11 protein-coding genes and 2 other annotated features are annotated in these 12,754 nt (G+C 38.0%); of the genes, 8 read left to right on the forward strand and 3 right to left on the reverse strand.

Features of this window, described 5'->3' with window-relative positions:
- Positions 1 to 153: 153 nt before the first annotated feature.
- The 8 genes from ytxC (at position 154) to AA0017_RS02405 (ending at position 8,232) form a co-directional block, all read left to right on the forward strand.
- A complete protein-coding gene (gene ytxC / locus AA0017_RS02370) occupies positions 154 to 1,023 on the forward strand; it encodes a putative sporulation protein YtxC (protein WP_413379172.1) in 870 nt (289 codons plus the stop codon).
- 394 nt (positions 1,024 to 1,417) lie between these two features.
- Positions 1,418 to 3,349 (forward strand): threonine--tRNA ligase, encoded by a 1,932-nt coding sequence (thrS, locus tag AA0017_RS02375; RefSeq protein WP_413379174.1) that lies wholly within the window; start codon positions 1,418 to 1,420, stop codon positions 3,347 to 3,349.
- Positions 3,343 to 3,567: a binding site (T-box leader), on the forward strand. (Overlaps the previous gene by 7 nt.)
- Positions 3,568 to 3,696: 129 nt before the next feature.
- Complete coding sequence (thrS, locus tag AA0017_RS02380) at positions 3,697 to 5,619, forward strand: threonine--tRNA ligase (RefSeq protein WP_413379176.1); 1,923 nt, start codon at positions 3,697 to 3,699, stop codon at positions 5,617 to 5,619.
- A 304-nt stretch (positions 5,620 to 5,923) separates the two neighbouring features.
- Positions 5,924 to 6,049, forward strand: a sequence feature (ribosomal protein L20 leader region).
- Positions 6,050 to 6,147: 98 nt separating this feature from the next.
- Positions 6,148 to 6,651 (forward strand): translation initiation factor IF-3, encoded by a 504-nt coding sequence (infC, locus tag AA0017_RS02385; protein WP_413379178.1) that lies wholly within the window; start codon positions 6,148 to 6,150, stop codon positions 6,649 to 6,651.
- 34 nt (positions 6,652 to 6,685) lie between these two features.
- Positions 6,686 to 6,886 carry a 50S ribosomal protein L35 gene (gene rpmI / locus AA0017_RS02390; protein WP_004427294.1) on the forward strand — a complete coding sequence of 67 codons (201 nt, stop codon included), beginning with the start codon at positions 6,686 to 6,688 and terminating at the stop codon, positions 6,884 to 6,886.
- A gap of 35 nt (positions 6,887 to 6,921) precedes the next feature.
- Entirely contained in the window at positions 6,922 to 7,281 is a 360-nt protein-coding gene (rplT, locus tag AA0017_RS02395; protein WP_004427296.1) for a 50S ribosomal protein L20, read from the forward strand.
- Positions 7,282 to 7,364: 83 nt separating this feature from the next.
- The gene (locus AA0017_RS02400; RefSeq protein WP_413379181.1) at positions 7,365 to 7,640 is read left to right on the forward strand and encodes a DUF1294 domain-containing protein; all 276 of its coding nucleotides are present in this window, start codon (positions 7,365 to 7,367) and stop codon (positions 7,638 to 7,640) included.
- 25 nt (positions 7,641 to 7,665) lie between these two features.
- Positions 7,666 to 8,232 carry a TVP38/TMEM64 family protein gene (locus AA0017_RS02405; protein WP_413379183.1) on the forward strand — a complete coding sequence of 189 codons (567 nt, stop codon included), beginning with the start codon at positions 7,666 to 7,668 and terminating at the stop codon, positions 8,230 to 8,232.
- A gap of 482 nt (positions 8,233 to 8,714) precedes the next feature.
- Here the strand turns inward: AA0017_RS02405 and AA0017_RS02410 are convergent, their stop codons facing one another.
- The 3 genes from AA0017_RS02410 to AA0017_RS02420 all read right to left on the reverse strand — a co-directional run bounded on the left by AA0017_RS02410 (position 8,715) and on the right by AA0017_RS02420 (position 12,281).
- Positions 8,715 to 10,301, reverse strand: a complete 1,587-nt coding sequence (locus AA0017_RS02410) for an extracellular solute-binding protein (protein ID WP_413379185.1) — start codon at positions 10,299 to 10,301, stop codon at positions 8,715 to 8,717.
- A gap of 114 nt (positions 10,302 to 10,415) precedes the next feature.
- A complete protein-coding gene (locus tag AA0017_RS02415; protein WP_413379187.1) occupies positions 10,416 to 11,297 on the reverse strand; it encodes a carbohydrate ABC transporter permease in 882 nt (293 codons plus the stop codon).
- Between the two features lie 15 nt (positions 11,298 to 11,312).
- Positions 11,313 to 12,281, reverse strand: coding sequence for an ABC transporter permease (locus AA0017_RS02420; RefSeq protein WP_413379189.1), 969 nt, complete (start codon positions 12,279 to 12,281; stop codon positions 11,313 to 11,315).
- Between the last annotated feature and the right edge of the window lie 473 nt (positions 12,282 to 12,754).

A 12,754-nucleotide genomic window follows, 5' to 3' on the forward strand; every position in this document is an offset into this window, starting at 1 on the left:
GCGAACAAAAACGAGCATACTGAATCGGGATAATATAAGAATTGATAGGTACCTTTGGTTTAAACGAATAAAAGCGGAATCCGTATAAATATCTAGTAATGTGGATGTTTGAGCTGTGATATTCAATTGAACCGATAGGGGAAGGAGGAATAGGTGTTGATAGCTATTCACTTTGAAGAGGAGCAGCATTGCCAGCAATTATTTCAACAATTACGTGAGTATTTTAAAAAGTTTTCGAATGTGGGGTTAGAGGCATCGGTTGCTTTAGATGGGAATGAGACGATTCATTTACATTATCATAATAAGTATGTGAGCTTTTATGACTCATTTCATCCATTTGTGACGTCAGTTTTAACGGATTATGTGATTCGCTCGAAGGAAGAGGAATGGATTTTAGACATTATTGAATCGGTGTTTTTCTTTCATGATGAAGAGGAACAGCAGCAAATTTTAGCGATAGCAAAATCGATTTTAGAAGGGGATCGAGATGATTTACCCGCATTGCTTCCCTTTTTTGACCGACATGAACATATTTATCAAGCGTTTGCTAATAGCTTGGATGAAGAGACGACTTTTTATTATGAGCCCTTTCTTACCTTTCGTTTAAAAAGTTATGGGGAAATGTTAATTGACTGTGTGGAAATGGCAATTGATGAATATATGCTTGAGCAAGAATATCAAAACATGATTGAAAGTTTTAGACAATTTATTCAAATTGAACAAGCAAAATATGAACTTATTTACGTTGTTCATGATGACCAAAAGTTTACTTTTTATGATTCAACTTTTCGTAAAGTGACACAGGAAGAAATTTTATTTTATCTTGAAGTCGATTTAATTTTTGAACAAGGTTTGAATGTGGAGGAAATGGTCATTAGTCCTTTAGTGAGTCTTGTTCCAAAACAAGTTAAGGTTTTTTCCGACACGGCAGATGATGGAGTGATTCTTTCGCTTCAGGCCATTTTCCAAGAACGATTACAAGTCTATCGTCTGTTAGACTTTATGAATGAAAAAAATATATAAACTAAACTTCCACTTGCATTTCTTTTGAACACTCCATATAATACTACATAACATAGTTACAGCGTAAAGAAGTATTGATGAGGACAAGAGGATTGCGAACCGGTTTGAAGAGAGGGTGACATTTGGTGAGAGTCATCTAATACGACGTGATGCTTACCACCTCTGAACTGCGACAGTGAAACAAGTTCATTTGGAATAGCTGAAGCCGGCTCACAGCCGTTATCATGTATGAGAAGTCAAAACGTAGTATGTGACGATACATTACGTGATGAGAACAAGGGTGGAAACACGACGATTACTCGTCCCTTATTTTAGGGATGGGTTTTTTTGTGTATAAAAAAGTCTTTTGATAAGAACCTTTATAGCGTAACGAATTGAAATGGAGTGAAGAAAAATGGCAGAACAAATCGAAATCATTTTCCCAGACGGTTCAAAAAAAGAATTTGAACATGGTGTTTCCACTGAAGATATTGCTCAATCAATCAGTCCGGGATTAAAGAAAAAAGCGTATGCTGGAAAAATAAATGGAGAGCTCATCGACTTACGTACTCCACTAACAGTAGGTGGAAATATTGAAATCATTACGGCTGGAAGTGATGAGGCTCTCGAAATTATGCGTCATAGCACGGCTCATCTAATGGCTCAAGCGATTAAACGTTTATTTCCGCAAACAAAATTTGGTGTCGGTCCGGTGATTGAAGGTGGGTTTTACTACGACATTGATGCTGAGGAAAATTTAACACCAGAAGATTTAAAAGCGATTGAAAAAGAAATGAAAAAAATCATTGCGGAAAATGTAGAGATTAAACGAGTGGAAGTCAGTCGTAACGAAGCAGTCCAACGTTTCCAAGCTATTGAAGACCCATATAAATTAGAGTTAATTGAAGCGATTCCGGAAAGTGAGCAAGTAACAATTTATGAGCAAGGAGAGTTCTTTGACTTATGTCGTGGAATTCATGTTCCTTCTACAAATAAAATTAAAGAGTTTAAGCTTCTTAATTTAGCTGGTGCATACTGGCGTGGTGATAGCAAAAATAAAATGTTGCAACGTGTATATGGAACGGCCTTTTTTACAAAAGAAGATTTAAAAGAGCATTTACGCATTTTAGAAGAGGCGAAGGAACGTGACCATCGTAAGTTAGGAAAAGAATTAGGAATTTTTGCTTTATCGCAAAAAGTTGGGCAAGGTCTGCCACTATGGTTACCAAAAGGGGCAACGGTTCGCCGCATTATTGAGCGTTACATCGTGGATAAAGAAGAGCGTTTAGGCTATCAGCATGTTTATACACCGATTTTAGGAAGCTCAGAATTATACAAAACATCTGGACATTGGGACCATTATCAAGATGATATGTTCCCGGTGATGGAACGTGACAATGAAGAGTTTGTGCTTCGTCCGATGAACTGTCCGCATCATATGATGGTTTATAAACAAGACATGCGTAGTTATCGTCAATTACCATTACGTATTGCTGAACTTGGGATGATGCATCGTTATGAGATGTCTGGTGCAGTATCAGGTTTACAGCGGGTTCGTGGCATGACTTTAAATGATGCTCATATTTTCTGTCGCCCCGATCAAATTAAAGAAGAATTTTTGCGTGTCGTTCATCTAATTACAGAGGTTTATAAAGATTTTGGCATTGATAAATATCAATTCCGTTTATCTTATCGTGACCCAGAAGATAAAGAAAAATATTTTGATGACGATGCAATGTGGAATAAAGCACAAGGGATGTTAAAAGAAGCAATGGATGAGCTTGATGTGGATTATTATGAAGCAGAAGGTGAAGCGGCATTCTATGGTCCGAAACTTGATGTACAAGTTCGTACCGCTTTAGGAAAAGACGAAACATTATCGACTGTGCAATTAGATTTCTTATTGCCAGAGCGTTTTGATTTAACTTATGTTGGCGAAGATGGTCAGCAACATCGTCCAGTCGTTGTCCATCGTGGCGTTGTCTCGACTATGGAACGTTTTGTCGCTTTTTTACTTGAGGAATACAAAGGAGCTTTCCCAACTTGGCTTGCTCCAGTACAAGCACAAATCATCCCTGTTTCTCCAGAAGTGCATTTAGATTATGCGAAAAAAGTTCAAGAGCAATTACAAGCGATTGGAGCACGTGTCACCATTGATGAGCGTGACGAAAAGCTTGGGTACAAAATCCGGGAAGCCCAAATGCAAAAAACACCGTATATGCTCGTATTAGGTGATCAAGAAGTAGAAGCGAATGCCGTGAACATTCGAAAATATGGTGAGCAGAAGTCAGATTCTGTTTCGTTAGAACGGTTTATTGAACAAATGAAATTGGAGATTACAAAATAGTTTTGATGAGGACAAAAGGTAAAACGAGACGATTTACAGAGAGGAAAGTGAAGGTGGGAGCTTTCTAATACGTCGTTTTACTTACCGCCTTTGAACTGCTTCTGTGAACCGAGTAGTAGTAATGGAAGCCGATTCACACTCGTTATCGTGTATGAGAAGTCATATTCTGTATGGGTATGGAAACAAGGGTGGAAACACGACGAACACTCGTCCCTTTTTTGGGGATGGGTGTTTTTTTATTTGCTATTTTTTTAATGGGTTTTTTAGGGGATTAATTTGGTTGCGAATCGATGGCAACTATTCATTGGAAAATGAGCCCTTTATTTTAAGCGAAGGAGTGATTTTAAATGTCAGAATTTATTGAGATTATTTTGCCTGATGGATTGAAAATAGAAGGGAAGAAAGGGATAACACCAGAGGAAATTGCCCTCTCCATTAGTCCAAACTTAAAGAAAAAGGCGGTCGTAGGAAAATGGAATGGCATGCTTGTTGATTTAAGGCAACCACTTTTTAAAGAAGGAAAATTGGAGATTGTTCTTGAGGGAACGAAGGAAGCTTTAAGTGTTATGCGTCATAGTGCAGCTCATTTAATGGCTCAAGCACTAAAAAGGCTTTATCCAAATATAAAGCTAGGGATAGGACCGGTTATTGAAGATGGTTTTTATTATGATTTGGATTCCGATAAAAGTATTTCCGTGGAGGATTTGCCAAAGATTGAAAAGGAAATGAAAAGAATTGTAGCTGAAAACCTAGAAATAAAAAGAATTGAAGTTAGTCGAGAGGAGGCACTAAGACGATTTACTGAAATGGATGATTGCTACAAGCTCGAGCTTATTGACGCGATACCAGAAGGGGAACAAGTTTCAATATATGAACAAGGAGAATTTTTTGATTTGTGCCGTGGAGTTCATGTTGCCGAAACGAGTAAAATTAAATTTTTTAAATTATTAAATGTAGCAGGTGCCTACTGGCGGGGAGACAGTCAAAATAAGATGCTACAAAGAATTTATGGGACAGCTTTTTTTAAAGAAGATGAGTTGAACGGTCATTTAGAGATGGTAGAGGAAGCGAAAAAACGTGACCATCGAAAATTAGGGAAGGAGTTAGAGTTGTTTATGTTCTCAGAAGAAGCTCCTGGTATGCCCTTTTATTTACCGAAGGGTCAAATCATTCGTCATGAGCTTGAGCAATTTTCAAGAAAGATGCAAAATCGGAATGGCTATGATGAAGTAAGGACACCGTTTATGATGAATCAGCGTTTATGGGAAGAGTCAGGCCATTGGGAGCATTATCATGAAAATATGTACTTCGCTAAAGTCGATGAGCAAAATTTTGCCTTAAAACCGATGAACTGCCCTGGTCATATGTTGATTTATAAACAAGCGTTGCGTTCCTATCGTGATTTACCGATTCGTTATTCTGAATTTGGGCAAGTTCACAGGCATGAATCAAGTGGTTCTTTAAATGGTATGTTACGGGTTCGGTCTTTTTGTCAGGATGATGCTCATGTTTTTGTTAGACCCGATCAAATGGAAGAAGAGATTAAAGGGATGATTCAATTAATTGATCAAATTTATCGAGCGTTCGGTTTTGATTATTCGATTGAACTTTCGACGCGTCCAAAAAAGGCAATGGGATCTGATGAAATTTGGGGAAAAGCTGAAGCCGCCTTAAAAAATGTTTTGGAAGTTAGTCAGTTTCCTTATCAATTAAATGAGGGCGACGGAGCTTTTTATGGACCAAAAATTGATTTCCATATACAGGATGCTTTAAAAAGAAGTCATCAATGTGGCACAATCCAGCTTGATTTCCAAATGCCAGAGAAATTTGGTTTAGATTTTATTGATGAGAATAATAAAAAGGTTAGACCAGTCGTGATTCATCGAGCCATTTACGGTTCTATCGATCGTTTTATCGGGATTATAACAGAACATTTTGCTGGAGCGTTTCCGACTTGGCTTGCACCTGTTCAATGTAAATTAATCCCTGTATCATTGGATGTGCATTTAAGTTATGTTAAAAAAGTAGAAAAAGAATTAAAAGCGTATGGTCTTCGTGTTGAAATCGATACTCGTGAGGAAAAATTAAATTATAAAATTCGTGAAGCTCAAATGCAGAAAGTACCTTATACACTCGTTTTGGGTGATAAAGAAGCTTATGCAAATGCGGTGAACATTCGTAAGTATGGAGAGAAAAATTCAAGGATAGTTCCACTCAAGGATTGGATCACGCACTTAAGAAATGAAATCGATAGTCAATGGAATAGATGAGTGGACTAAAAACGGGAGATCTGCAGCTCGCGGAGTAAGACAAATTAAGCTCATATCCGGTGTTTTTCGGTGGTCTCTGTATATTAAAGTGACATAGGAAGATAACGTTATCTCTTTCAGCTCTATGCGTGCTTATATACCCAAAAATACTTTACTTTAAACATGAAAATAGTGGATATCTTAAAAAAATGTAAATTTTCCATTGCATTTATTGAAAAGATTCGTTAAAATAACAAGGTCAGTCATTTTGAGTTGACACTCTTCAATTGATCGTGATATAGTTATTTGGAATCGAATATGGAAACAAAGCAAGCAGAAGCGCCCGCTTCTCACCTGATTGACGCTTATTGAGCAGTTGCCAGGTATGATGGGATTCATGATTAGTGAATGTACAAGTGTGGGCGTCTAGCGCCTACACTTTTTTTATTGCCTTAAAGCGATAAAAAAAGGTTATTTTTCCTAAAGCATGGGAATGCAATGCTTTGATCCGCTAAAATCTTTTGGAGGTGGCTGATTATTAGTAAAGACATGTTAGTCAATGAAGGAATTCGTGCTCGTGAAGTACGTGTCATTGGAGCTAATGGTGACCAAGTCGGTGTGAAGACAAAACAAGAAGCACTTGAAATGGCCCAAAACGTTAATCTTGATTTAGTGTGTGTCGCTCCAACAGCGAAACCACCTGTATGTCGAATTATGGACTACGGAAAGTTCCGTTATGAGCAACAAAAGAAAGACAAAGAAGCGCGTAAAAAACAGAAGATTATCAATGTTAAAGAGGTTCGTTTGAGCCCGACAATTGAGGATCATGATTTTAATACAAAGCTTCGTAACGCCCGTAAATTCCTTGAAAAAGGAGATAAAGTAAAAGCAGCTATCCGTTTCCGCGGACGTGCGATTACTCACTCTCAAATTGGTAAAGTTGTATTAGAGCGACTTGCTAAAGAATGCGAGGATATTGCGGTAGTTGAATCTAAGCCAAAGATGGAAGGTCGTAGCATGTTTCTTATCTTGGCACCACAAGCAGAAAAGTAACAGCTGAACTTTTATAATAAGGAGGACCTCAGTTATGCCAAAAATGAAAACTCACAGAGGCGCGGCTAAGCGTTTTAAAAAGACTGGATCTGGAAAGCTTAAGCGTGCTCACGCTTTTACTAGCCATATGTTTGGTAACAAATCTCAAAAGCAGAAACGTAAATTAAGAAAATCTGCTATTGTGCACTCAGGTGATTTCAAACGCATTCGTCAAATGTTAACGTACAAAAAATAATCAATCTGTTCGGATAAAAAAAGGAGGTAACTTCGATGCCAAGAGTAAAAGGCGGTTATGTCGCACGTCGTCGTCGTAAAAAGGTATTAAAGTTAGCAAAAGGTTATTACGGTTCTAAACATACATTATTTAAATCAGCACAAGGACAAGTTATGAAGTCCTTACTATATGCTTATCGTGATCGTCGTCAGAAAAAACGCGATTTCCGTAAGCTATGGATTACGCGTATCAACGCAGCTGCTCGCATCAACGGTCTTTCTTACAGCCGTTTAATGCACGGTTTAAAATTAGCTGAAATTAATGTTAACCGCAAAATCTTAGCTGACTTAGCGATTAACGATGAAAAAGCATTTGCTGAATTAGCTTCTAAAGCTAAAGCTAGCTTAAATGCTTAATAAGAATAAATAAGGAAAAGAGTCGACAAAGCTAAAATTCAACTTTGTCGGCTTTTTTTCATTTAGAGAAAGGGGAAAATGAGATGATGCCATTACTGCTTATGTATTTAGTGATCATTAACTTTATTGGCTATACGACCATGGCTCAGGATAAAAGGAGGGCTCAAAGAAAAGAACGGAGAATCCCGGAAAAGACGCTCTTTTTTATTGCCATTATGGGTGGGAGTTTTGGTGTATTTAATGCGATGAAGGTATATCGACATAAAACGAAACATAAAAGCTTTACAGTCGGAATTCCACTCATTTTATTTGTGCAATTTTTTATGGTCATCTTCATCTTCTTAGGGGAACGAACATAAACTATACGAGAAAGGGGGGCGTCGAATGAATGAAAAAATAGAAGCGGCCAGGCAGTTTATTGAAGCTAGTGGTTGGCTAGCCCCATTCTTTTTTATTGTATTGCATATCATTCGTCCATTTTTATTTATACCTGTCTTATTAACTTGTTTAGTAGGAGGGTATATTTTTGGCACTTTATATGGGGCTTTATATTCCATTATTGGACTAACCTTAACAAGCCTTTTTTTCTATTTACTTATTCATTATTTTCCGAACTTTGGCCAAAGGCTTTCGCAGCTTAAAGGGAAAATCATGAAAAGTGGCAACAAGTTAACGGATTTACAATTGATGGTCATTCGCCTCATCCCTTTTATTCATTTTCATTTTGTCTCCCTATATGTATTTGAAACGACTAACCATTTTCGAGATTATGCGATGCGCTCCATTCTTTTTGTCTTACCACCAGCGATTATTTACACAGCGTTTGGTGATATGATTCACCAACTACCGTTAACAGGAACGATTACTTTAACGCTTATTTTACTTCTTTGTTTATTAATCTTTAGAAAAAAAGAAGAAACGATTAAGTGGGCTGATTTTTTTCGGATGTAAAAAAAGGAAGGAGCTGCTCCATAAGCCCTTAAATAGAAAAAGCCGATGTATTTTACGAGGAGTAAAATACATCGGCTTTGACTATTTTTGAATGAGATTAGCGAGCGATACAGCGATACTCACCGCTCCCGAAAATCATGCTCCGCGTCCGGTGGAGTGGCGCCGAACTAGCTAGCTTAGCTAGCTAGTTCGGCCCTGCCACTACTTCCCACAGGAGTCTCCGCATGTTTTCGTCCGCTGGGATACAGGGGCAACCTTCATATGGATTCACTCTCATAAATTTTTAAATCTCTTGTGTAGCCATATCGGAAGCGGAGTCTTCCCCCTCACTTTTATAATATTCAAAAAGGGGATGGACCCTCAAAGGTCATTTTATGACTTTTGGAACAACCCTTTTTGTATTACCTAAATGTAGAAAGAGGGGGAATGAGCTTTCTCCCGACTCGTTTTCTTGGGACGAACAGCTGTTAGCTCATTATATTTTATTCCTCAGGTATTTGTATCCCAACGCCATCATTATATCGTTGTGTTGCTTCTTCAATCACTTGTGCTCCACCTTTATTTAACCAATTATTAATAATCTCATCATGATATTCGAGTGGTTTTCGACCTAAGATGATTTCAGCAGCACCTGTTAACCATAGGTCGGCTGGAACATCACTTCCAGGGCGAATTTCTGGGTTTGATTGTAATGTATCTAAAGGAGGGTCAAAGAGAATACTGTCCCGACCTTCTTCTGCTAGAGTACCATCAAAGATTTCGATCAACTTTTGCCCATCTTCGGATTGCTCAAGGACGCCTCGAGTAAAAGTAGCATCACGTATTAGCCAGAGCCAGTAATTACGATATCGTTGTTCATTGATGCTATTAATGTCTGTTGGGACTGTATAATCTATGTTCCCTTCCGAGGAAACCGTGTATGTGTCTCCTTCAAGACCGAAAGTAAAGAAATTTTCTGCTTCTTCAGATACTTGCCAGTCAAAGAATTGAATGAGACGTTTAATGTCAACGTCAGTGCTATTATTAATTAAGAATGCACGTGTTGTTGAGTTATAAAGGTAATGACCGCCTTTTCCATCTGTTCCAACAGGAGAAGGAATAATTTCCACTTTAGCTTCTGGAATGTTTGATTGAATTTCCTGTTCCCATGATAGAACTTCTTCAGCATTCATCGACCACATTCCAGCTTTCCCTGCAATAATGTTACTACGGTATACAGGTTGAGGTGTAGTTAAAAATTCAGGGTGAATTAAGGCCTCTTCATACATAATTCGATAAAATTCTAATGCATCTAATATTTTATCTCCGGCCATGAATTTCGGAACGACTTCTCCTTCATAGAATTCCCATTGATAGGGATAAGCATCAAAGGCTCCAAAGAACGTGTCCGCATATTTAAATTGCTCCCGACCTTGATAGGGATTTTCTACACCAAGCTCCTTAAAGGCACGAAGGACGGCTAAATATTCGTCAGTTGTTTTAGGGATGTCTAATCCCGATTGTTCAAGTAAATCCATTCGAATCGCCATGCCACGTCTAGAACGATTTGCTAAATAATCGGGAATCGCATATATGATGCCATCCGCATCTGTAACCTGGTCCCAAGCCTCTTGTGGAACAACACTTAATAAATTTTGTCCGTGCTCTTCTAATAAGTCATTTAATGGCATAAAGACTCCAGCTTCAACAGCTCCCGCAAGCTCTGGGCCGTATAAACCACCTGATACTTGGACGACATCTGGAATATCACCTGAAGCCAGTAGTAACGTCATTCGTTCGATATACTCTCTGTGGGGAATTAGCTCAATATGGATATCCGAATTTGTAATATTCTCTAGTTCATGTACCCATTTGTCATTATTAATATCTGGATGGTTTTCGACATATTCAGTAGCTAGAGTTCTCATGGAAATAGAAAATTCAAGCGGTTCTTCTTGTTCATTTGTCGGTTCATTTTTACTTGTGTCATTACTTGATGAATCAGTGGACGTGTTATTGTTACTCGAACAAGCGACTAAAAGAATGAGAATGAAGAGCCAAATCAAATGAACAACGAAACGATTTTGCATATAATGCCCCCCTAAGATATTGTAAGTGCTTACATTTAATAAACTAACAGGATATTATCAAAGAGTGAATGGATTCTTTTTAGGTATCTTTGTGTATTTTTAAGACTCTATTTCTTAATCTTTAATACTTCCTAGCATAAAGCCTTTAATAAAATAGCGTTGGAGAAAAGGGTAAATCATCAGAATAGGTATAGTCGCAACGACGATAGCAGCCATTTTAATCCCCTCTGGTGAGCTAGAAAGCATTGTTGTAAAAATATCAGAGGTAGGATCCGCCACAAGAGAGTCATCGGCAATCATTTCTCTTAATTTTACTTGTAGGGGATATAATTTTCTATCACTAATAAACATTAAGGCGTGAAAATAAGTGTTCCAATGAAACACAGCATAAAAAATGCCGAGAGTTGCTAGTGCCGGTTTGGACAAAGGCAAAATAATTTGAAGGAGGATACGTAATTCACTACATCCATCCATCCGGCTAGCGTCTATTAATTCTTGAGGAATTTGTAAAAAGAATGAACGCATAACAAAGAAATTAAAGGCACTAATGGAAGTAGGTAAGATCAACGCCCATAATGAGTTAAGTAGCCCTAGTTGTTGGATTAATAAATAAGTAGGAATTAATGGTGCCGAGAAAATCATTGTAAAAAGCACCATAAATAATAAATAGCGTCGGCCGATAAACTCCTTTCTAGAAAGTGGATAAGCGAGAGAGGCGGTTGCGATTAAATTAAATAATGTACCAAACACTGTAATAAATACGGTAACACCAAAAGACCTCCAAATACTCATATCTTGAAAAACAAAAAGATAATTGTCTAATGTAAACTGGACAGGAAAAAGGCTAACTTCTCCCCGGTCGATCGCTCCAGAGCTACTAAACGATTGAGCGACGACATGTAAAATAGGGAGGAGCATAAGAAGTGAAATGAAAATGAGTATGGTGATATTTGAAAATAAAAAGATTTTACGTGGCGTACTATCTTTAATGGCCATTGTTATCCCTCCATATTAATATAAACTATTTCCTGTTGTCTTTTTACTTAAAAAGTTCGCCCCAACTAAGAGAATGAGACCGACGACCGACTTAAAAATACCAACAGCAGTCGTATAACTAAATTGATTTTGAAGGAGTCCAGCATGATAAATATACGTATCAAAAATCTCTCCATTTTCTCGGTTTAAGGGATTTAAAAATACGTAGACACGTTCAAAACCAAAGTCTAAGAAGTTTCCAATCTGTAATAAAAATAAAACGGTAATCGTAGGTAGGAGGGCAGGTAAGGTGATACTCCAAGTTTGTTGCCAGCGATTTGCTCCATCTACTTCCGCTGCTTCATATAAATTCGGATTAATTCCAGCTAGTGCTGCTAAATAAATAATCGTGCCCCACCCTGTATCACGCCAAATACCAGACCCTACGATGATGGAGCGAATAAAACTATTGTCTCCAAGGAAGTATTGTGACTCAAAGCCAAATAATTCTATCACTTTATTCACAAGACCAGTAGAAGGCGATAAAATGCCAATAAAGATTCCGCTAATAATAACCCAAGAAAGAAAGTGGGGCATATAGACAATTGTTTGGATCATGCGTTTAAGTACTAGTTTGCGAACCTCATTAAGCATGAGTGCGAGAATGATTGGAGCTGTAAAGCCAAAAAGTAAATCATAAAAATTAATTAAAAGTGTATTTTGGAGAATTCTTAAAAACTCTGAATAAGTGAACATTTTTTCAAACTGTGCAAAGCCGACCCATTCACTATCTCTTATACCTTTGAAAATATTGTAGTCTTGAAAAGCAATGATGGAGCCGAGTAAAGGGATGTACTTAAAGATGATAAAATAAGCAACTCCTGGTAAAGCAATTAAATAAAGAGCTTTATATTTCCAAATCGATCTCAAATTGCGTCTTAATTTTTCTTTTCTGACTATTTTTTTTATTGGTTGTGACTTGTTCGTTTCAACATGCATCGTCATATTACCCTCCTTTAATATAAAGCGAAGTCCGTTTGGTCAGAAGCGAGAAAAAATAAGAACAGATGATGAAGACGCTTTTTGTCTTCATTCAGATGGGCGATTTTTCTCGAGCTTCTAACGGACGTAGCTGGAATGATATAAAGCGAAGTCCGTTTGGTCAGAAGCGAGTTACTAAGGAACAACGCTAAGTTCGCGCCATCCTGCCGCAACGCCTTGTACCCACGTCCTGTGGGCAAGTTGGAATACTCCGCCAGCGGAATGTCCTACGCGTTCCGCGGGTGAGTCGGGAGCCTCTTCGCTTCACGTTGCGGGGTCTCCCTTCCCTCACTAATCCCGCAGGAGTCTTCGGGCATTCCGCCGTCTCCGTTTTGGTTTCAAAAAGCCATTCGGTTCAACTTAGTAATGAATATTTTGATTGATTGTATCGAAATGTAGCTTAATCTTAAGAGATGAAAAGGCTTACAACAAGAGAG

The organism is Alkalihalobacillus phoenicis, assembly GCF_047302405.1.
GTDB lineage: Bacteria > Bacillota > Bacilli > Bacillales > Bacillaceae_D > Alkalihalobacillus.